The organism is Leucobacter sp. NPDC015123 (assembly GCF_043080205.1).
Taxonomy (GTDB): domain Bacteria; phylum Actinomycetota; class Actinomycetes; order Actinomycetales; family Microbacteriaceae; genus Leucobacter; species Leucobacter aridicollis_A.
Genome location: NZ_JBIBVH010000009.1, coordinates 25,426 through 45,593 on the forward strand (window position 1 = coordinate 25,426; position 20,168 = coordinate 45,593).

Genomic DNA, 20,168 nt, shown 5'->3' on the forward strand with positions numbered 1-20,168 from the left:
GATGGAAGCGTGAACAGCCCATCAGTATCAACAGCTCCGCTGGCCGCCGCCTCTCGGCCCCGCACTTCGCTCATCGCGCTCACTGCTCTCGCCCCGGCGATCTGGGGCACGACCTACCTCGTGACGACGCACCTGCTTCCCGACGGCCACCCGCTCTTCGCCGCGCTCATGCGGTCACTCCCCGCGGGTCTCATCGCGCTTCTCATCACCCGGACGCTCCCGCGGGGATCCTGGTGGTGGAAGAGCCTTGTGCTCGGCACTTTAAACATGGCTGCCTTCTTCCCGCTGCTCTTCATCTCGGCGCAGCACCTCCCAGGCGGCGTCGCCGCGACGCTCGGCGCAGGCCAGCCGATCATCGTCGCATTTCTCGCGGTAGTAATCCTCGGTGAGCGGCTCTCCGGCCGGCGTCTTGGCTGGGGCATCGTCGGCGTCGTCGGCGTCGGCCTCGTCGTTCTCGGTCCTGGTGCCGGGTTCTCCCCCGTCGGCATCCTCGCGGGGCTTGCCGGCACCTTGTCGATGGGCACGGGTGTCGTCCTTACGAAGCGCTGGGGCAGGCCCGAGGGCGTCTCGGCGATGGCGCTCGCCGGCTGGCAGCTCACCGCGGCCGGCCTAGTGATCGCCGGGCCCGCGCTCATCATCGACGGCGTCCCGCCCGTGGTCGACGCGGCGGCGACGTGGGGGTACGCCTGGCTTGCTGTGTTCGGGGCGCTGGCGAGCTACACAATCTGGTTCTCGGGAATCAGGCAGCTGCCCGTGACCTCGACCGCTCTGCTCGGGCTACTGTCGCCACTCGTCGCCGCCGCACTAGGCGTTCTCGTCGCCGGCGAGTCGCTCGCACCCGTGCAGCTCGTCGGCTTCGGCGTCGCCCTCGCCGCGATGCTCGCGGGGCAGCTCGCGCCTCCGACGCGCGGTCAGCTGCGCACGACAGCCAGCCCCTGCGGCGGCATCAGCCCGCGACGCCCCGCAGCACCTCGGACCGCAGCACGCGAACGATCCGATCGAGCGTCTCGCCAGGAAGCGGGCCTGCAAGGCTGAACCGAACGGCGGTCTGCGCAAGCTCGTCGGAGACACCCAGCGCGAGCAGCACCGGAGAGGGCTCGGACTTGCCAGCAGCACAGGCCGAGCCTGAGGACACCGCGAGCCCTGCAGCATCGAGGGCGACGAGCATCGATTCCCCGCTCACCCCCTGCACGGTGAACGAGGCGTGGCCGGGCAGCCGCTCCGTCGGATGCCCGGTGAGCCGGGCGCCGGGCACCTCAGCGAGGATCCTGTCGGTGAGCGCGTCCCGGCTCTCCATGAGCGCGAGCGCCGACGCCCCGATCTGCGCGGTGGCCGCGCCGACCGCCGCGGCGAACCCCGCGATTCCGGCGACGTTCTCGGTGCCGGATCGAGCCCCGCGCTCCTGCCCGCCGCCGTGGATGATTGGTTCGACCCTGAGCCCGCTTCGAGCGACGAGTGCGCCGACGCCCTGGGGGCCGCCAAACTTGTGGGAGGCGACACTCAGCGCGTCGACGGCGCCGCCAGGCCACGCGTCCCCCTCGCTCACCGAAACGGGGAGCGATGCCGCAGCCTGCACCGCGTCAGTGTGCACGATCGCCCCGACCTCACGCGCGAGAGTCGCGAGCGCCGGCACGTCCTGCACAGTGCCGACTTCGCCGTTCGCGAGGCCAATCGAAACCAGCGTCGTGTCGGATCGAAGGGCTCCGCGGAGATCGGCGGGGCTCACTCGGCCCTCACCATCGACGGGCAGCACCGTGAGTTCGAAGCCAAACACCCGCTCAAGGTACCGGCACGATTCAAGCACTGATGAGTGTTCGATAGCGGTGGTGACGAGGTGCCGACCGCGGGGGGTGGCGAGGGCGAGCCCCACAATCGCGAGCGAGTTCGCTTCCGTCCCGCCCGACGTGAAGATCACGTCAGCGGGCCGGGCGCCAAGTGCCGCGGCAATGCGCGCGCGTGCCGCCTCAATCTCCTCGCGCGCGCGGAACCCGGGCGAGTGCACGCTCGATGCGTTCGCTTGTCCTCCTGCGAACACCCGCAGCATTGCGTCGAGTGCTTCCGGCCGCAACGGAGCAGTCGCCGCTGCGTCGAGATAACCGCCAGGGTAGGCGCCGCCGCCTGTTCCGCCAGCGTTCATTCGGCGTCAAGCCCGAGGTCGAGCGCCCGCGCCCCGTGTGTGAGCAATCCGACCGAGATCACATCGACGCCGGTCTCCGCAATGCCAGCCACCGTGTCAAGATTCACGCCGCCGCTCGCCTCTGCGAGCGCCCGGTCACCGATGAGAGCCACCCCCGCGCGAAGGTCTTCGAGGGAGAAATTGTCGAGCAGCACCCCCGTCGGGTTTGCGGCGAGCACCGCTTCGATCTGGTCGAGCCTGTCGACCTCCACAACGATCGACGTCGTGTGCCCAGCTCTGGCCCGCAGCGTCGCGAGCGCGGCCGTCGTCGTCGCCGCGTCGACCGCCCCGAGGGCCGCCAGATGGTTGTCTTTCACCATGATCGCGTCAGAGAGACCGAAGCGGTGGTTCGATCCCCCGCCGGCGGCCACCGCGTGCTTCTCGAGGGCCCGGAGGCCCGGAGTCGTCTTCCGGGTGTCAGCGATCCGCGCACCCGTGTGCGCGACGAGAGCGACGAACGTCGACGTGAGCGTCGCGATGCCGCTCAAGCGCTGGCTAAAATTCAGTGCCACCCGCTCACCAGTGAGCACCCCGCGTGCCGGACCAGCGATGCGCGCGAGCACATCGCCCGCGATGAAAGCGGTTCCCTCCGGCGCGAGATCGGTCACGCCGATCCGGTCGTCGACCTGCCTGAAGGTCTCAAGGATCAGCGGCCCGCCCGCGAACACTCCCGACTCGCGCGCAACGAGTACCGTCGTGATTCTCGCATCCTCAGGAATCGCGAGCGCGACAGTCAGGTCGCCCCACGGGGCGTCTTCAGCGAGGGCGCGCCCAACGACATCAGAAACGATTTGCGGGGTAAGCACGTGGCAGCTCCTCGGGGTTGTGGCGTGAGCGTTGCGCTCAGGTGAATGTGGGGTGAAATCGGGGGCTTCGGTGCGACGTCACGCTAGCCGACAGCGACTGGCTCCCTCGAAGGCGTCAGTACGAGCCCGCGTCGTTGGGCAAAGCGGTCGTGAGTATCTGGGTGGTCGGATCGCTGGTGAGCCCCGCGAGATTCAGTGCGCGCGAGCGCCGCAACGCACACGAGGCCAGCGAACTCCGCCAGGTCTGAGCCGAGGGCAGCTTGCCTGGCGAAGACGCTGGAAGCTCGCAACAGCCCGTCGGCGTCGCGCTCGATCCCGAGAGATCCCGCGATCGCTTCCGCGACCACGGTGGCTCCACCTGCGGTGGCGGCTTCGGCTGTCGCCCTGGCCACACCTGCCGCGCCGGTGCCCGCTGTGGCGCACCCTTCCCCACCTTGGGCGAGGCGAGCCACGCTCTGACCTGGGTCGGTGTCCATCTCTACCCCAAGCGCAGCCGCAGCGACGTCCCAGCCTTGCTTGCCAGAGGCTGCGTAGCGCGTGGCCTCTGCGCCCGCACGCTCGCCAAAAACGAGCCCTTCCAGCAGGGAGTTCGAGGCGAGCCGGTTGGCACCGTGCACGCCGGTTGATGCGACTTCTCCGGCAACGAACAAGCCCGGAAGGCTGCTTCGCCCGAGCACGTCACTGGCGACGCCACCCATGGAGTAGTGAGCAGCGGGCGTCACCGGGATTGGATCGCGTGTCCAGTCGAAGCCCTGGGCCCTAACTGCAGCAGAGATACCGGGGAACAGTCTCTCGAGGGCCCCACGGCCGTGCTCCCGTTCGATGGGGGCCGCATCGAGAAAGACTGTGTCCAACGACGCTCCGCCGCCCCCTGGCCCACGAGTCCCCTCACGGAGCACGCGGTGAATCTCGCGAGACACGACGTCGCGCGACGCGAGCTCGGCAAGCGGGTGACGCCCCTCCATGAACCGCCGCCCCGCGGAGTCTCGCAGCACGGCGCCGGCGCCACGGACCGCTTCCGAGATGAGCTCACCGCTCTCAAGCGCGGTTGGGTGAAACTGCACGAACTCGAGGTCAGAGACAAGCGCGCCGGCTCGCGCGGCGATGAGGATCCCTTCGCCCCGCGCCCCGGCGTGGTTCGTCGTGCGCGGATACATTGCGGCATAGCCGCCCGTCGCCAGCACGACAGCGGCAGCGGGCTGCGCGGTCTTCGCGCTGGCGTCGCCGGATGGGCCGGCAGTTCGGAGCTGCGCACCCGTCACCTCCCCGGCATCGACGATGAGGGCGCTCAGTCTGGTTTCTTCGCGGAGTTGCAGCCTTCCTTCGGCGACTGCAACAAGCGCACGCTCTGCCAGGAAGGCATGCAGCGCCGCCCCCGTGCGGTCGCCACCCGAGTGAAGTATGCGGGGCACACTGTGAGCCCCCTCAAGCCCGAGTAGCACCGAGCCATCGCTGGCGCGGTCGACCGCCAGCCCCGCGGCGAGCAACTCGCGCACAATCCTGGCGCCTTCGACAGTCAGCACGCGCGCGGCCGTGGCGTTGACGAGGCCTGCCCCCGCGCCGACAGTGTCGGCGAGGTGCGCGTCAGTCGTGTCGCCCGGCCCGACAGCCGCGGCGATTCCTCCCTGCGCGAGCGCAGTGTTGCCGCCATCCCGCAAGCGTCCCGGCGTCACGAGCATCACCTCTGCACCCCGCGCTACCGCCGCAAGCGCGGACGAGAGCCCAGCAACACCTGCTCCGATGACGAGAATCACGGCTTCGCCGCAAGCATCCGCTCGAGCGCGATCCGCGAGTCGTGCGCCACGTCATCCGTGACGCTGATCTGGTTCGGCACCTGCCCAGCGAGGAGCGACTCAAGTGTCCAGGCAAGGTAGGCGGGGTGGATTCGATACATTGTCGAGCACGGGCACACGACCGGGTCGAGGCAGAAGATCGTGAGGTCAGGGCGCTGCTGCTGAAGCCGGTTCACGAGGTTGATCTCGGTGCCGATGGCGAGAACTGCGCCCGGCGCTGCTGCCTCGACCTCCTTGCGAATGTACTCCGTCGATCCTGCCCCGTCAGCTGCCTCGACGACCGGCGCCGGGCACTCTGGGTGCACGATAACCCGCGCGCCGGGGTACTCTGCGCGTGCCTGCTCGATCTGCGCGACGGTGAAACGCTTGTGCACCGAGCAGAAGCCGTTCCACAGGATGACCTTCGAATCTCTGAGCTGCTCAGCCGTGTTTCCGCCAAGTGCAAGGTGCGGGCGCCAGAGCGGCATGAGCTCCTCAGGGACCCCCATTGCCTTCGCCGTGTTGCGTCCGAGGTGCTGGTCGGGGAAGAACACAACGCGTTGGCCGCGTTCGAACGCCCACTCGAGCACGGTGCGGGCGTTCGACGACGTGCACACGATGCCGCCGTTGCGCCCGCAGAACGCCTTGATCGCTGCAGACGAGTTCATGTAGGTGACGGGAATCACTGGCTGCAGCTCACCCTCGGCGGCTGGACCGAGCGCGGCTGTCAGCTCGCTCCAGCACGCTTCGACCTGCTCGATCGTCGCCATGTCTGCCATCGAACATCCGGCGGCAAGGTTCGGCAAGACGACAGACTGCTCAGGGCCAGACAGGATGTCGGCTGTCTCGGCCATAAAGTGCACACCGCAGAACACAAACGATTCGGCCTCAGGGTGTTGTTTCGCGGCCTGCGCAAGCATGAACGAGTCGCCGACGAAGTCTGCGTACTTCACGATTTCGTCGCGTTGGTAAAAGTGGCCGAGGATCCGAACGCGGTCACCAAGCTCCGCCTTCGCCGCCGTGATCCACTGGTCAAGCTCAGCGTCGCTCGCGTTCGTGTATCGCTCGGGCAGCGGGCCCTGGCGCGGCGCCGTCCCCGGGATCACGTCACCGACAGAGGCACCGGGGCCGTAGCCGGGCTTCGTGTCGATCGACCACGGATCGTCTGCGAGGTCGGTATCGCACGAAGATACCGAGCCTGTCGCGCGGAGCGCTATCGGCTTGCGATGTGGGGCCGTCGTTGGCCGGCCGGGTCGCTCGGATACAGCCGCCTCGCGGGCTGCCGCGCCGCGGATAAGTTCGTGCACGCTGCTCATGAGTTGCTCCTCGCGTCTTCTTTGGTCGTGTCGGGTCTGGGGGCTAATGCGGTTGGCGGAGCGGTTGGCGTTCTCCGGCGTGTGACGTCCGGGGTCTGGTCAGACTCGCTGAACCTGTAGAGCCGGGCTGGCCGGTGCGCACCGCCAGAGTCAAGCTCGCCCGTGTCGACGAGCCCGCCGCGGGCGAGCGCTTGCCTCCTGAAGTTCGCTGGGTCGATGGCCTGGCCGAGCACTGCTTCAGTAACCGCACGGAGCTGCCCGAGCGTGAATGACCCACCAAGGAACCTGTGCGCGACCGCCGCGTACTCGGTTTTGGCGCGAAGCCTGTCGACGGCATGGTCAATGATCTCGGCGTGATCGAACGCGAGCTGCGGAAGTCGGTCGATTGAGAACCAGGCGACGTTCTCCCCCGCGGTCTGTTCGAGTGCCTCCGCGGTTTCAGCCGCCCCCGCGTCGCCTCCGTCGCGTGATGACAGGGGCGGGAGCGGGTCGTCCCAGCGGCGGGGCCGAGGCACGGGATCAGGATCGGAATCCACGCGAGCGCGCCCCTCGCGCGGCAGCTCGACACCAGCGTTTGGGTCGGCGTCAGCGTTTGGCTCGGCGTCGAGCTCGAGCTCGAGCTCGCCGTACTGCGCCCAGTAGGCGATGGTGACGAGCCGCTGGGCGTCCGCCGATCGCTCTATACCGCCAAATGAGTAAAGCTGTTCGAGGTGACGCGGATTCCTTCGGGCAGCGGCCCGCAGGGTGCGGAGCGCGGTATCGGAGAGTGTCTCATCCCACTCGGTTGGCCCGCCTGGTAGCGCCCATTCACCGAGAAAAGGCGCGCGAGTCCTTCGCACGAGAGGAAGCCAAATTGTGGGAGCCGCGGCGGCCTCGCCGACATGCTCGGCGTCCGCGGGCGGTCGCAGGGCGAATGCGACGACTGACACTGCAACCGCTGGCGGCAGATAGCGACGCTCGGCGACGCTAGCGCGCTGGTAGTGCATCCTCGCTCCGCTCAATTCAGACTTAAAGTCATTCTGACCATAAGTCAGCATACGCCTATTCCGAGAGCTGTCAAACCTGCCCTATCGGCGAGTGAGGCGCTTCAACCCACGAGTCGCGCGGTCTGCCCGCGTACCAAGCGGGTTGTCGACGAGCACGTAGGTCCAGGTCGCCGACGGGGCGACGGACGCTGCCCTTCGCTCCTTCGCTAACCTTGCACGGCGCGCGGCCGCCGGACGAGCAATACGATTCCGACCACTACAAGCGCAACACCCATGACCGTCGCGACGACACCGCCAATTGACCACCAGAAGAGCGGGGCAAAGAAGCTCGCGGCGTTGAAGGCGGGTGCGGCGACGACGCCAACGACATCGCTTGGGCACTCGATCAGGATCTCTCCAGGGCTCTCCGCCCGCACGATCGCAAAGGAGTTAAAGTCGCCGCCTCGATACTCGGAGCTGAACGAGTAGGGGCGGACCGCTTGAACAGGAAGACTCCTCCCGGACTCAGTCGTTGCAGTGCATTCGATAGGCAACGAAGCATTCGGAGCATCTTCTGGCGCAAGGAGATAGAACGCGTCATCTGCTCTGCTAGCTGTCACCGTGCCACTCGGGGTCATCTCGGTGACCTCCTCAATCATTTCGAATACCTTTGGTACCGTCGCGAGAGCGCCGACTGCGAGGCCAAACGGCAAACCCCCGAGCGTGAGGATCGCCCCGAGCACTACGGCGACAACCGCGGCGACGCTCGAGCGCGGTCGCTGGTTCGGGTACTGGCTCGGGTGTCGGTTCGGGTGTAGGTTCGGGTGTGGCAGGACTTGCCGTGCGACCTGGGGCGACTGTCCGCCGTTTACGGGCTGCCCAACTTGACCATTTGGCGGCAACGCTGTCATTCCGGCTCCCTACGTAGGACGGCGCCGGTCCGCGACCTAGCGCTCAGTCTCTGGTTGCTCTTTCAGCGTAGGCGCTCAACTCCAGAGTGACAAGTGATGCCCCATTCGCCGCTGAGTGCCGTCAGGGTGCCAAGTACCGATGGGTGCCGCTGGGTGCCGCTGGGATGCTCCGGACGACGCTCGGGCGCCACCGGGGGACGCCAGGGTGCTAAGTGCCGCTCATAGCACTGGCGACTTGCGGAGCGCGAAGCATTGCTTGCTCGGTCCACAAGGGCGACGTCCTCCGCTGGTAGCGGCAAACTGACCTCATCCTGTGGAAAGCAACGGCCGGGGTGTGCACCGGTGCTTGACTCATCCCATGTTGAATACTTCCGAACGCGAGCAGCCACCAGACGACCCAGGCCACCCAGGCGCCCCAGGCACCCCAACGACTTCCCCCGCAGCGGTCCCCGATTCCACGGCCGCATCACCGCCTAGCCCTACTGTGCCGGGCTCAGATGCACCCGTGACCGCCAATGGACTCGACGCCGACGACCGGGCTGACGCAACAGACCTCGCCGACATGGCCGACGCAGCATCGGCTGCACGAGCGGCTGAAGCAGCTCAGGTGCGCGCGCTTGGTGGCCTGATGCGGCGCACTTTCGGGCACGCGACTGTCGGCGAGAGTAGCCGCTCTCGGAATCCAGAGCTCGAACTGCGCTCGCTGAGACTCGAGGTCGCGGCACGCCTCCACCTCAGCGAGTACGCGGCCGAAAAGCTCATCCATACAGCTCATCACACGGTCGACGTCTACAAAGCAACCCTGGCCGAACTCGCTGCAGGCCGCGTTTCGCTGCAGGTCGTGCACGTCACCGTCGACGAGGGGCTTGTCTTTCAATCTCTTCCACCGGAGCAGGCGTCGACGCGGCGCGCACAGTATGAAGCTGAGGTGATTCCCCACGCCCGCGTCGAGACGCCCAACAGGCTTCGGCCAATTGCCCACCGGATTGCGCTGGAGCTTGCAGATCTTCCACTTGACGAACAGCATGAGTCAGCCACGAGACGGCGATGCGTACAGGTGCGCGATCTCCCGGACGGCATGGCGGAGTACGCCGCGTACCTCCCAGCGACGGCAGCATACGCGATTCGTGACAGGGTCGCTCAGATTGCCAAGCACATTGCGAAGACGGAGTCACCCGCAGCCGCGAGTTCGCTGGGGGCCGACGGCACTGGCAGTGGAAGGGGTGGAGCGGGCACCCCTCGCTCAGCACTCTCCACTCATGAGCAGGGCGGGGGCCGCACTCGCTCGCAGATTGAGGCTGACCTCTTCACAGATCTCCTGCTGACAGGCGAGGTTCCGGTTGCGGCCGAAGGGTCGGCCCCGATCGGCCGGGCATATCTGGCCGCATTCAGGTCGTTGTGCCTGCGCATCGGCTGCACGACGTACCGCTCACGGATACTGAATCAACGGGCGACCCCGCTTTCGACAACGCCAATGTTGGAGGCGTCGCGGAGCTTGTTGGGTATGGCCCGATCGGCGGAAAGGTTGCGCGCGAGACAGCGGAACGGGCCGCCGCAGCCGGCGATAGCTGGGACCTCGTGAACGTCACGGTTGGCGGCACCGTCATGAGCGTCAAGACGTATCGGCCATCCGCGCACATGCGGCGGTTCATCATCACCCGAGACCTCCATTGCCGAGCGCCAGGTTGTCGCAGGCAGGCGACGAGCTGCGATATCGATCACACGATCGATGCCGCCCACGGCGGCGCGACAAGTACCGACAATCTCGCTTCCCTCTGCCGAGGCCATCACGTGTTGAAGCACACAAGCGGTTGGAGGCTCATCCAGCACGATGCTGGGGCACTCACGTAGGTGAGCCCGACAGGGCCCGAGCACACCTCACGCGCTCCCAGCACTGTCAGGTTTCGCGCTCGCACGAGCAGGGCGCATGCGGAGTGACGGGCCCGCTACCAGGCGAGGAAGCGATCAGGCGAGCAGGTCTCTCATGTCATCGGCCGTGAGAGATTTGGAAAAGAGTTCCTCATCGTCAATCACTGCGTCGAAGAGTGCACGCTTGCGTCGCTGCAGTTCAAGGACTTTCTCCTCAATCGTCCCGAGCGCAATCATGCGGACAACGTTTACAGGCTTCTGCTGACCGATCCGGTGAGTACGGTCGATTGCCTGGGCCTCGCTCGCCGGGTTCCACCAGGGATCAAGCAGAATCACGGTGTCGGCTTCGGTGAGGTTGAGACCAACTCCTCCCGCCTTCAAGCTGATGAGAAACACATCCACTTCCCCATCTCGAAAACGCTCGATGACCGAGTCTCGATTTCGGGTCCCGCCATCAAGCGTAATCGTACGGATCCCTTCAGCCGCGAGGTGAGCCGACGCGCGCTCAAGGAACGAGGTGAACTGGCTAAACACGAGCGCACGCCGACCTTCGGAGGCAAGCGCGCGGGCATGCTCCGCGAGTGCCTCGAGCTTCGCAGAAGGAATCTCAGAGTATTGCCCATCGATCAGCGTCGCATCGAGCGCGAGCATGCGCAGGAGCGTGAGCGACCGGAAGAAAGTGAACCGACTCCGATCAAGATCTTCCATCAGCCCGAACAGTTTCTGCCGTTCCCGCTGCAGGAAGGCGTCGTAGAGCGCCCGATGACGTGAGTCTAGCTCGATTTCAAGGATCTGTTCCTGCTTCTCGGGAAGCTCTGCAGCGACGCTCGCCTTGGTACGGCGCAGCATGAACGGCCTGATCCTACGTCGAAGTTCCTTCGTGCGCCGCGCACGGAGTTCTCGCTGCAGTTTCGGGCCGCTCCCGGCCCCTGTACCGACCGAGTTACCCGGCGCAGGCTGCTCAATGGCACGCACGTAGTCTTCTTCGAAGCGGCGAGCGGACGGGAAGAGCCCAGGCGCGACAATCTTGGTGAGCGCGTGCAGCTCTCGGAGCGAATTCTCAATCGGTGTTCCCGTCACGGCGAGCTTCCATCCCACCGGGAGGGTCTCGGCAAGCTCATTTCCTTGGGCAGCCGAGTTCTTCACGAACTGCGCCTCGTCGAGAATGAGGCCCGCGATTCCGAGTTCCGGGTCTTCAGCGACTGACCGATAGCTCGCAAAGTCGAGTCGGAACAGCGCGTAGCTCGTCACGATGAGGTCCGCCTCGGCGGCATCATCTCGCACCGTGCGACCGCTCGCGGCCTCCGTCGCTGCGCGGACGCGAACGCGCAGGCCCGGCGCGAAGCGTGCCGCCTCCGCGGCCCAGTTACTCATCACTGACGTTGGCGCGACAACGAGGAACGGCCGACGTTCGGCCCGCCCGGCGGCTCGCCGCCACGGGATCGAAGCGCCGCCGGAATCGCCGGGGTCGCCGGGGTCGTCGGAGTCGTTGGAGTCGTCGGAGTCGTTGGACTCTGCAGGCCCGCCAGACTCGCGATAATCGCCGGGTTCGACTGAATCGCGCAACACACCCGGCCCATCAATACCACCACGCTCGCCTTCCTTGGCGTAGGCGATCAGCGTCAGGCACTGGAGGGTCTTTCCGAGCCCCATGTCGTCGGCGAGGATGCCACCCAGTCTGTTGCGCCACAGAAACGCCAACCAGTGGAAGCCGTCGCGCTGATATGACCGAAGTTCAGCAGTGATACCGGCCGGCTCGGGCACTGGCACGGGTCGCGCAGCGCCGATCTCACGGACCAGTTCACGCCATTCAACGGCGGCTTCCGACTCGTCTGCGAGGTCTTCAAAGTCTGCCCAATTCGGCACCTGGTGCCTCGGAACGCGCGGCCCAGTCTCCCATTCGTCAAGGTCCTGGCCCTCCGCTATGAGGGCCGCCAGCGGCGCAAATGCAGGGTGGTTCAGGTGAAGATACGTATTGTCGACAAGCAGCAGCTTTGTTCGCCCTGTCGCGAGCGCTTTAAATAGCGGCCCAAACGGCACCGTCCGCCCCTCGATCGTGACGAGCACGCCGAGGTCGAACCAATCCTCCCGTTCGCTCGGCACCGTCGTCACTTTGAGGTGCGGCACCCCTTGCAGCTCGCGGTACGCAGGGACAGCCCCCGAGACACGCACCGTGACCCCCGGTGTATTGCGGAGCTGAGGGACCACCTTCGTCAAGAATTCGGCGGCAGCCACCCCACGAAGCTCAAGGGGGCCGGGCAGCCCGCGCTGCGCCTCGGCGTCGAGCCCTTCTGGCGCATCCCCGCGCCATGCGTCGGGGAAGAGTTCTTGGGCAAGGATCTCATCGGGGATCACACTGCCGAGGGTCGCTGGGCGCCCCTCGCCGCGGCGTCGAGTGGGGCGTTCATCGCTCCAGGTGAGTAGCAGTCGGTGTCCTGCGCGCCAGGCCGCCGTCAGCAAGAGCCGCACCCGGTCCGGATCGGGCAGCGCCACCGACCCGTCGCTGCTCGCCACGGTGAACTCCGACTGCAGCTCTGGCAGTCCGTCGGCGAGGAACTCTGTCCGCTCCTGTGCAGCGATTGTAAGGCCGCCCGGCTCGAGCGCCCCCGAAAGGAGCGCCACCTCCGAGGCTGTCGTCTCGTTCGTCGTCGGCGCGAGGTGGACGGAGCGGTCGCGCCCGCGCCCGGCGATGTAGACACCGTGGTTTCCTACTGCACCGGTTTCGACGAAGGGTACCTCTGCGCCGTCGAGTTCAAGCCTCGGCGTCAGCACGACCGCGCCGCCGCCGGTTGCGACGGTGTCAAGCCATAGCTCTGCCCGTTCGTGCAACCGAACCGAAGCGCCCTTGCCCGCGACGACGAGCGCGATTCCAAGGTGTTCAGACTGACGGAGCAGAGTCCACAACGCCGGACTCAGGTATTCGTCGAGAAAGACCCAATCAGGATCCTTCCCGATGGCGACAGTCTCGCCGGCTCGATGGAGAGCGTGCAGCTGCCGAAACCATCGCTGCTGTGCGGGGTCAAGGCTCAACCGACTCCCGTGATGGCCGATATTTGCCCAGGTGAGGCTCCCCCGAGCCCAGCCGCGCTCCGTTCTGATCGCCGGCCGAATTCCCAACTGGAAGATACCGCTCCCGGCGTCCTGCCCGGGCTTCACTGAGCGCGACAGCGGCCCATTCCAGTTGTCTGCGGAGCGGGGAATCATCTCGCGAACCTCGAATTGCAGGCCGAGCTGCGCGAACTGTCCCCCCGCTATGACGCTTCCGCGTGCCGAGGAGGCACCGCGTTCGCCGACCGCTCGCAGCGAACCTTCGAGCGAGCCGTCACTGCTCCCAAGGAGCTCGCCGAGCCGCGCTCGCCACGCAGCCTCAGGGCCACGCTGCGCTGGTGGAGGAGCATCGACATCGGGACTATTCATACGTGCCTCAATGCTACGCCGTGCCGGAGACGCTCCCTGCGTCGAGTGAGTACACGTGAACCTGCACGCTAGCTGGCCTTTCGACTTGCAGAGACACGGTATATTTGAAGAGCAAAGTCTGCGGCCTATCGGCTACGGCGCCTGGCACCGCCAGCGCTGCAGACACGCCGCACAGCAGGCGGCAAGCCGGAGCCAAATGGCGCACGGGCTTGAGAAAGGCCAGATTCGTATGCCCGCAAATGGGATCCCTGAGGACGACCAGCAGGTCCCGAGCACCCCTGAGACGCCGAAGGGTCATCGTGAGACCGCTGCGCGAGAAAGCGAGATCGCTCCAGAGTTCGCCGAGCTCGCAGACGCGGCAGTCTTCTCCGAGCGCAGCCGGGGAACTGACGCGAAGATCGCGTCTCGTGCAGACGGCGATACCCTACGCGCTACATTCGCGCGATACTACTCGCTGACCAAACCGGGCGTGCTGTACGGAAACGTCCTGACTGCGGCAGCCGGCTTCCTGCTCGCCGCGGGTGTTGCGCGCGCCTTTGACGGGCTTCTCTTTCTCGCGACGATCGTTGGCACCACCCTCGTCATCGCCGCCGCTTGCGTGCTGAACAACGTGCTCGACCGGGATATTGATGACCGGATGGAGCGCACGAAGAAACGCGCAACCGTATCTGGCAGCATCAGCGTGCGAAACGCGGTCATCTTCTCGGTTGTGCTGTTCGTGCTCGGCAACGCGATCCTCGTTGCCTGGACAAACTGGCTCGTCGTAGTGACTGGCCTCGCCGGGTTCTTCACGTACGTGGTGCTGTACGGCATGCTGTCAAAGCGCATGAGCGTGCACGGCACGCTCGTGGGCAGTATCTCAGGCGCAGCGCCGATCTTCGCCGGCTACGTTGCGGTCACCGGGACGGTTGATGCGGCGGCGATCCTCACCTTCCTCGCCATCTTCTTCTGGCAGATGCCCGAATTCTACTCAATCGCCGTGTACCGTCGAGACGAGTACGCTCGTGCCGGCGTTCCCGTGATCACCGTGGTGCATGGGATTCCAGCGGCCAAGATCCAGATCCTGCTGTACACGATCGCGTACGTCGTGGCATCGGTCGCGCTCACCCCGCTCGGTTACACAGGCTGGGTGTATGCGGCGGTCATGGGGGCGCTTGGCGTCTGGTGGATCGTCATCGGCATCCAGGGCCTCAGCGCAAAGGACGACAACGCCTGGGCACGTCGCATGTTCAGGTTCTCCCTGATCATCATCATGGCATACAGCCTGATGATCTCGATCGGCGCCCTCCTCCCCTAAACGGAGACGCCCGGCTGCGGCTCCCCTAGACCCACTTCGCGAGCGTCACCGAACGGTCACGGGCGGTAAACCCGAGACGCTCATACATGCCAAGCGCGCCACTCGGGTTCGCAGAGTCGACGTCGAGCAGGGCGTTGACGAAACCCGCGGCGCGGTACGCTTCGAGCACTGCCGAAATCACCGCTGACGACAGCCCGCGACCTCGCCAATCGCGTACGACGCCGATTGTCGACATGTACCCAAACGGGCCGCCGTTCAGCTCCCACTCGTCCTCGTTCACCTCCGTGAGCGCGGCAGCAACAACCCGAATCGGGTCGGCGTCTGAGCCGCGACCCGTGACGAGCACGCGCGACAGTTCAGGGGAAAACTCCCCAAGCTCTCGTTCGTCCGCCCACTCTTGCGCGCTCATGGGGCGCGAACCCCAGTGGTCTCGAAAGGCGTCGTTGACCGCGAGCCGCGTAGCCTCAGACACCTCCGCGGTGTACGGGCGGAGTTCAACCCCCGGAGGCAACTTGCGGGCGGGAATCTCGCCAGCGAGGGATCTTCCGAGCTCCATCCACCACCGCACCGGCTGGTATCCGGCATTCGCAGCGAGCGCGAGAGTGTCGGAGTTCGCTTCCCGTGCGCCCATGCTGAGCAGCCCGGGCAGCCTCGCGTCGACCGTCGCGAGTAGTTGCCGACCGCGAGCCTCCTGCCACGCAAGCATCCCGGTGCCGATACCAAGACCCCGCCACTCAGGGTGGACAACGCCGTCGACAAAGACGTCGACATGGTCACGCCACTCGTCGTCGAGCTTCGCCTCCCCAAACGCGACGAGGACACCAGCGTTCGAGAACGCCAGCACGGTGTCGGTCGCCAGAGTAAAGCGATCTCCGGCGAGCCAGAGCTTCACGAGATCCAGTCCGTACAATTCATACGGGTGGTCGACGACTCCCGCCGCGCGGTATAGCTCGCAGATTGCCTCGGCATCATCGCCAGTCGCGGGGCGCCAGCTCAGGTGTTCACCGCCAGCTGTCGCGGGGAGCTCGGGCAGCGCGTCTGGTGCGAGCGCACGGTCTGCGAGTGAAACTCCGGCCGCAGCGAACGCACGCGCGTAGATCTCCCGCACAGTCGTGTGTTTCCTGCGATTGTAGGCCATCGCAGTCTGCGGGGCGCCCTCCGCTGCCGCGGCTTTCGCCGCAGCGTAGCGCTCCGCGTCCTCCGGGTGCGCGCGAAGCCAATCACGAAAGAGCACATGGCGTGCGGGCTCGGCAGTACCGGCAGCGAACACGTGCAGGTTGACCCGCGGTTCCTCGAGCCTCAGCATCCTGTGGCCGTCGAGCTCCGGCTCCCGTACGGTATGCCGATACCCCAGTGCGGTGAGCGCGGGGATGTAGCGTGACTCATCGTCGGGGTCGGCTACGACGAGGTCAAGATCGATGACGTCCTTTGCCGGTAGGCGTGGGACCGCAGTTGAGCCGACATGCTCGAGCGAAACCGCCGCGGATCCGACTGCCGCGAGGATCGCGTCGCCCAGGACGCGCGCCCGCTCGGGCCAACCCGGGTTCGCTGGCACGACAGCCAGCGCTTCAGGGGGCGGCTCTCCCGCCACCCACGGGTCAGCCATCGCGACACCGTCACGAAAGTCAGCGATTCCTGCAGGGAGACCACCTGTCATTGCCCATCCTTACTCACGTGTCACGGGCACACTATCGGCCAATGTGCTCGCTCCGCCAGGCACAACACGCACGCCACGAGCAATGTCAGGTACTTTCACGGCGCGCACAGATGCTACCCCCAGCGAGGATCGTTCGGATCCGGTGATTCTGCACCATCGCCGTCGGTCATGACGCGAGCATCTCCCACCCACGCCGCGAGTTGGCCGGCGCACAGCAGGTGCGGCCGCGGCAGTCCAAGCAGGTCTGGATCAGCTGCGACTGCGAGCGGCGCGTCGCTCGCGAAGATCAGCACGTTCCCCAGGGGGCCATCTGCGTCGAGCGGGTCGGCGTCGAGCACGACAGCAACGTGCGCGAACACGTCGCCCAGCGTTGCGGCCTGCGTGCGCGCGTACTCGAACGGATGACCGTCGAGCAGGTTGACCACGACGGCTCCGCCAGCCGCGGAGCGCGCGGCGACGAGGGCGAAGAACTCGCGGCTCGCGACGCGACGGTGGATCACGGCCGCATCCCAGAGGTCGACAATCGTGAACTCAGCTTCGGCCCAGTCTGTTGGCGTTGCGGTTCGCCCGGCGTCGCCCTGACTAGCGTGCCTGGACTGCGGGGCGGGCTCCGGTTCGGACACCTGCTGAGACTCCGGCTCGGATACCTGCGCTGGCCCCTGCCCTGGCGCCGGCCCCGGCGCCCGCCCTGCCTCGGAGGCGCTGGCCGCCTCGGCGACCTCACGCGCATCTCCGAAGACCGCACGCACGTCGCTCCCCTCAGGCAGCGGAAGCGCGTCAAGCATTGTTGCGTAGAGTTCCGGCTCGAACTCGACAACGAGCTGTGGTGAGCCTGCACGGGTGGCTTGAACGTACCGCGCCAACGTCAGGGCGCCAGCCCCAAGATGCACCGTGAAGAGCGGTGCACCGCTGGGAGCAGCGGCATCGATCGCGCGCGCGATATGGCGGGTGTACGGATACGCGAGCTTGGTGGGGTCAGACAGCGAGACGACAGACTGCGCAACCCCGTCAACGCTGAGCTCGAATCGACCAGGCCGCAGCCTCGAGCTCGTGAGTGTGACCGATCGCCCCGAGAGCGTCGAGGAGAGTGTTCGGCGTTTCTTCAGCACCGTCCAAGTCTAGGTCTCGTGCGTTGCCACTTCGTGCGCGTAGCCTTGGCGGAGATACCGTGGCGGCGGGAGATACCGAGGCTGCGGGAGTAACTGCACGTCCGGGTGCAGCCCCACGCTGCACCCGGATACCCGACAGCTACACAGGAAGGGTGATCGCAGCTGATACCGGGGCTGGCATCGAGCGGCCGTTGTTCCGGTCTCGCTGCAGCCAGAGCAGCGCCATAATCGCGAGACTGAGAAGCGTACCGCCCCAGACGAAGGCCGACGGATCGAGCGCGTTGCTGACCCAGCCCGACCATTCGGGCGCGACGAGCACGAAGGCAGCGGCGAAGCCGAGCGCAACCCGCCAGTACCAGCTCACCCGCGACAGCATGTACCCTTCCAGCCCGATCGACGCGGCCATGAGCGCGACCATGCCAGTCACGGTGGCTATCGCGACTTCTATCCAACTACCCTGTAGCATCAGCGCACTATAGGCCATCAGTAGGGGGATCAGGTAGAGCCCCTTCGCGAACTTCCACGCGGAGAGCGCTGATCTCATGGGCGGCGCCGCCGCGATTCCCGCGCCGACGAATGCGGCGAGCGCGACTGGCGGGGTGACGTTCGAGTCCTGACTCAGCCAGTAGACAATGAGGTGCGTGACGATCACGGCGAGGCCGAGCCCTTCGAGCGCGGGCCCGGCGAGGATTATGATGACGACGTAGGAGGCGGTCACGGGTAGGCCGACGCCGAGTATGAGCGAAGCCAACGCCACCATAATGAGCGTGAGCAAGAGGTTTCCTGCAAACGCAGTGATGAGCAGCTCTGAGATCACGAGGCCGAGCCCTGTCATGCCGACGATGCCCACGATGACGCCGGCGATCGCGCATGCTGCGCTCACTGGAATTGTGTTCTTCGCGGCGATCACGAATACCTCGCCAAGGTCAGTCAGCGACATCCGGCTTCCTACGCGCAGCATCGATACGACAAACAGCGCAAGGAGCGCGTACATCCCGGCCCGGGCTGGCGGCACGTAGTTGAGCAGCAGCGTCACCAGCAAGACGAGAGGTGCAAGAAAATGCCAAGCCGAGCGCATCACCTCGCGAAGTTTCGGGAGCTGTTCGGCCTTCATTCCGCCTATGTTGTGCTTCCGGGCGAGCAAGCTCACAAAGATGTAGACGGACGCAAAGTACATGAGCGCGGGGATAATGGACACCTTCACGATGTCGGCGTACGGGATTCCGGTGCGCTCTGCGATGAGGAAGGCCCCTGCTCCCATGATTGGCGGCAGCACTTGCCCGCCAGTCGAGGCGGCGGCCTCGATCCCGGCCGCGTCGTGCGACTTGTATCCGACCTTCTTCATCATTGGGATAGTGAATGGTCCTGTTGTCGCAACGTTGCCAATTGCGCTGCCTGATACAGAGCCCATCAGTGCGCTGCCGAGCACGGCACCCTTCGCGGGGCCGCCCCGTGACTTACCAGTGAGCGCAAAGGCGAGGCCGATGAAAAAGTTGCCGCCGCCGGACTTCTGGAGCATCGCACCGAACAGGATGAAGATGAAGACAAACGTCACAACGACGCCGAGGGTGAACCCGAGGATCCCGTCGGTTCCCAGGTAGACGTGGGTCGAGATTCGCTCGATGGTTGCCCCGCGATGTTTGAAGACGCCCGGGAACCACGGACCCGCCCACGCGTAGAACACGAAGAGCAGCACGAGGACTGACATGAACCATCCGACGGTGCGTCGCGTCACTTCCAGCAGCACCGCGCACAGCACAAGTCCCATCACCCAGTCGAGCGTCTCGTACGCCCCGGCCCGGCGGGCCAGCTGCGCCTGGTAGAGGATCGGGTAGAGGCAGACGGCGATACTCGCGAAGATGAGCGCACAGTCGACAACGATCATCGCAGCGCTTCTCCCCCACGGCTTTTTCGACGCGGGCACAATAATGAGACCGAGTGCGAGCACGAGCACGAGATGCGCGAGCCGCTGCTGACGTGCGTCCATTGCGTACGAAATAGTGATGTAGATCTGAAACGCGCCGAGTGCGACGGCGAGGGTAAGGATCACCCAGCCGAGTGCACGCCGGTGCGGTCCCTCGTCCAAGCGCAGTCCGGCGAGTCGTTGCCACAGCGGCCCGTCGCCTGGCACACCGTCGTCTTCGTCGAATGCCTGAGGATCTGCGGGGCCCTGATCGGGTTTCACCGCTGAGGTAGTGCGGTCGTTCATTATTCCTCCTCCGCCGCGCACCCCTGTGTGCGCGGGTCGTATTGTGCGCGGAGCTCACCCCTCGCCATGTCGAGCAGCGAGATCTGCTGGATCTCGAGCGTGATAGCCCGCCGCGGCCAGCACCGCGAGAGCAGCAGCTCCCGTTCGCCGGCCCAGAGACGGTGGTCGATGTTCGGCTTCCCTGCGCGGATCGTGAGCTCCGGCCCGATCGGACGCTCGAGACCTTCCAGCACCCACCACGGACCTTCAGCATGCCCCGATCCTTCACGAGCCTGATGCCCCATCCCAGCGCCGAACTGGCGCAGGCGGGTCCGCTCGACAACGAACTCGCCCTCGCGAACTGCGAGCTCCTCCTCGACAGGGAGTCCGTCAATCGAATGCACGTAACTCACCGTGACCGTCGCGGTCGCCGGGAGGCGCGCGATGAGTTCGGCGCCACCGGTCTCGCCTCGAGCGGTCACGCTGATGATCGCGCGAGTCGGGGCGAGGAGCGGCGTGAACGCGACGCCGGCGAGGATCGCGACGCCGACAAGGATCGCTGCACCCCGGGCGTCGCGCGACCTGGCACGGAGGCTGCGGTGCTTCCGGGGGTCCCCGCTGGGGCGAGGGTCCCAGACTCCCCCGCTGTGCTGGGGCTCTCCGCCGGGGCCGGGCTCGAGCACGG

The 20,168-nt window shown here is 66.1% G+C and carries 15 protein-coding genes; 4 read left to right on the top strand and 11 right to left on the bottom strand.

Annotated features, from left to right (window positions below):
• Window positions 1-9 precede the first annotated feature (9 nt).
• The gene (locus tag ACF07D_RS14390) at window positions 10-1,035 is read left to right on the top strand and encodes an EamA family transporter (RefSeq protein ID WP_391505363.1); all 1,026 of its coding nucleotides are present in this window, start codon (window positions 10-12) and stop codon (window positions 1,033-1,035) included.
• On the opposite strand, the gene ACF07D_RS14395 is transcribed toward ACF07D_RS14390, so the two are convergent.
• From ACF07D_RS14395 to ACF07D_RS14420, 6 genes are all read right to left on the bottom strand, one after another.
• The gene (locus tag ACF07D_RS14395) at window positions 947-2,137 is read right to left on the bottom strand and encodes a cysteine desulfurase family protein (RefSeq protein ID WP_391505364.1); all 1,191 of its coding nucleotides are present in this window, start codon (window positions 2,135-2,137) and stop codon (window positions 947-949) included. The genes ACF07D_RS14390 and ACF07D_RS14395 overlap by 89 nt on opposite strands.
• Window positions 2,134-2,982 carry a carboxylating nicotinate-nucleotide diphosphorylase gene (gene nadC, locus ACF07D_RS14400; RefSeq protein ID WP_255809628.1) on the bottom strand — a complete coding sequence of 283 codons (849 nt, stop codon included), beginning with the start codon at window positions 2,980-2,982 and terminating at the stop codon, window positions 2,134-2,136. Before nadC ends, ACF07D_RS14395 begins: the two co-directional genes overlap by 4 nt.
• Before the next feature lie 83 nt (window positions 2,983-3,065).
• Window positions 3,066-4,736: an L-aspartate oxidase gene (locus ACF07D_RS14405; protein ID WP_391505365.1), complete on the bottom strand. Its 1,671-nt coding sequence runs from the start codon at window positions 4,734-4,736 to the stop codon at window positions 3,066-3,068.
• Window positions 4,733-6,070, bottom strand: a complete 1,338-nt coding sequence (nadA, locus tag ACF07D_RS14410; RefSeq protein WP_391505366.1) for a quinolinate synthase NadA — start codon at window positions 6,068-6,070, stop codon at window positions 4,733-4,735. The genes ACF07D_RS14405 and nadA overlap by 4 nt, the downstream gene beginning before the upstream one ends.
• Window positions 6,067-7,056: an NUDIX domain-containing protein gene (locus tag ACF07D_RS14415; RefSeq protein ID WP_255809626.1), complete on the bottom strand. Its 990-nt coding sequence runs from the start codon at window positions 7,054-7,056 to the stop codon at window positions 6,067-6,069. Before ACF07D_RS14415 ends, nadA begins: the two co-directional genes overlap by 4 nt.
• A gap of 206 nt (window positions 7,057-7,262) precedes the next feature.
• Window positions 7,263-7,946 (bottom strand): hypothetical protein, encoded by a 684-nt coding sequence (locus tag ACF07D_RS14420; protein WP_391505367.1) that lies wholly within the window; start codon window positions 7,944-7,946, stop codon window positions 7,263-7,265.
• A 358-nt stretch (window positions 7,947-8,304) separates the two neighbouring features.
• Here ACF07D_RS14420 and ACF07D_RS14425 point away from each other — a divergent pair, with 358 nt between their 5' ends.
• Together ACF07D_RS14425 and ACF07D_RS14430 are read left to right on the top strand one after the other, a co-directional pair.
• Window positions 8,305-9,528, top strand: coding sequence for a DUF222 domain-containing protein (locus ACF07D_RS14425; protein WP_391505368.1), 1,224 nt, complete (start codon window positions 8,305-8,307; stop codon window positions 9,526-9,528).
• 56 nt (window positions 9,529-9,584) lie between these two features.
• Complete coding sequence (locus ACF07D_RS14430; protein WP_391505439.1) at window positions 9,585-9,797, top strand: HNH endonuclease signature motif containing protein; 213 nt, start codon at window positions 9,585-9,587, stop codon at window positions 9,795-9,797.
• Window positions 9,798-9,911: 114 nt separating this feature from the next.
• Here ACF07D_RS14430 and ACF07D_RS14435 read toward each other — a convergent pair whose 3' ends face one another.
• Complete coding sequence (locus ACF07D_RS14435) at window positions 9,912-13,232, bottom strand: DEAD/DEAH box helicase (protein ID WP_391505369.1); 3,321 nt, start codon at window positions 13,230-13,232, stop codon at window positions 9,912-9,914.
• 196 nt (window positions 13,233-13,428) lie between these two features.
• Here ACF07D_RS14435 and cyoE point away from each other — a divergent pair, with 196 nt between their 5' ends.
• Complete coding sequence (gene cyoE / locus ACF07D_RS14440) at window positions 13,429-14,529, top strand: heme o synthase (protein WP_391505370.1); 1,101 nt, start codon at window positions 13,429-13,431, stop codon at window positions 14,527-14,529.
• A gap of 25 nt (window positions 14,530-14,554) precedes the next feature.
• On the opposite strand, the gene ACF07D_RS14445 is transcribed toward cyoE, so the two are convergent.
• From ACF07D_RS14445 to ACF07D_RS14460, 4 genes are all read right to left on the bottom strand, one after another.
• On the bottom strand, window positions 14,555-16,186 hold the full coding sequence (locus tag ACF07D_RS14445; protein ID WP_391505371.1) for a GNAT family N-acetyltransferase: 1,632 nt from the start codon (window positions 16,184-16,186) through the stop codon (window positions 14,555-14,557).
• A gap of 113 nt (window positions 16,187-16,299) precedes the next feature.
• Window positions 16,300-17,295: a spermidine synthase gene (locus tag ACF07D_RS14450; protein ID WP_391505372.1), complete on the bottom strand. Its 996-nt coding sequence runs from the start codon at window positions 17,293-17,295 to the stop codon at window positions 16,300-16,302.
• Window positions 17,296-17,434: 139 nt separating this feature from the next.
• Complete coding sequence (locus ACF07D_RS14455) at window positions 17,435-19,504, bottom strand: TRAP transporter permease (protein WP_391505373.1); 2,070 nt, start codon at window positions 19,502-19,504, stop codon at window positions 17,435-17,437.
• Window positions 19,504-20,166 carry a DUF1850 domain-containing protein gene (locus ACF07D_RS14460; RefSeq protein WP_391505374.1) on the bottom strand — a complete coding sequence of 221 codons (663 nt, stop codon included), beginning with the start codon at window positions 20,164-20,166 and terminating at the stop codon, window positions 19,504-19,506. Before ACF07D_RS14460 ends, ACF07D_RS14455 begins: the two co-directional genes overlap by 1 nt.
• Window positions 20,167-20,168: the final 2 nt, after the last annotated feature.

What these genes read in the sequence shown, in the direction of transcription:
- ACF07D_RS14425 (WP_391505368.1), top strand. Translation starts at nt 8,305, where the DNA reads ATGTTGAATACTTCCGAACGCGAGCAGCCACCAGACGACCCAGGCCAC.
- ACF07D_RS14445 (WP_391505371.1), bottom strand. Translation starts at nt 16,186, where the DNA reads ATGACAGGTGGTCTCCCTGCAGGAATCGCTGACTTTCGTGACGGTGTC.
- ACF07D_RS14430 (WP_391505439.1), top strand. Translation starts at nt 9,585, where the DNA reads ATGCGGCGGTTCATCATCACCCGAGACCTCCATTGCCGAGCGCCAGGT.
- ACF07D_RS14455 (WP_391505373.1), bottom strand. Translation starts at nt 19,504, where the DNA reads ATGAACGACCGCACTACCTCAGCGGTGAAACCCGATCAGGGCCCCGCA.
- nadA (WP_391505366.1), bottom strand. Translation starts at nt 6,070, where the DNA reads ATGAGCAGCGTGCACGAACTTATCCGCGGCGCGGCAGCCCGCGAGGCG.
- ACF07D_RS14435 (WP_391505369.1), bottom strand. Translation starts at nt 13,232, where the DNA reads ATGAATAGTCCCGATGTCGATGCTCCTCCACCAGCGCAGCGTGGCCCT.
- ACF07D_RS14420 (WP_391505367.1), bottom strand. Translation starts at nt 7,946, where the DNA reads ATGACAGCGTTGCCGCCAAATGGTCAAGTTGGGCAGCCCGTAAACGGC.
- ACF07D_RS14415 (WP_255809626.1), bottom strand. Translation starts at nt 7,056, where the DNA reads ATGCACTACCAGCGCGCTAGCGTCGCCGAGCGTCGCTATCTGCCGCCA.
- cyoE (WP_391505370.1), top strand. Translation starts at nt 13,429, where the DNA reads ATGGCGCACGGGCTTGAGAAAGGCCAGATTCGTATGCCCGCAAATGGG.
- ACF07D_RS14395 (WP_391505364.1), bottom strand. Translation starts at nt 2,137, where the DNA reads ATGAACGCTGGCGGAACAGGCGGCGGCGCCTACCCTGGCGGTTATCTC.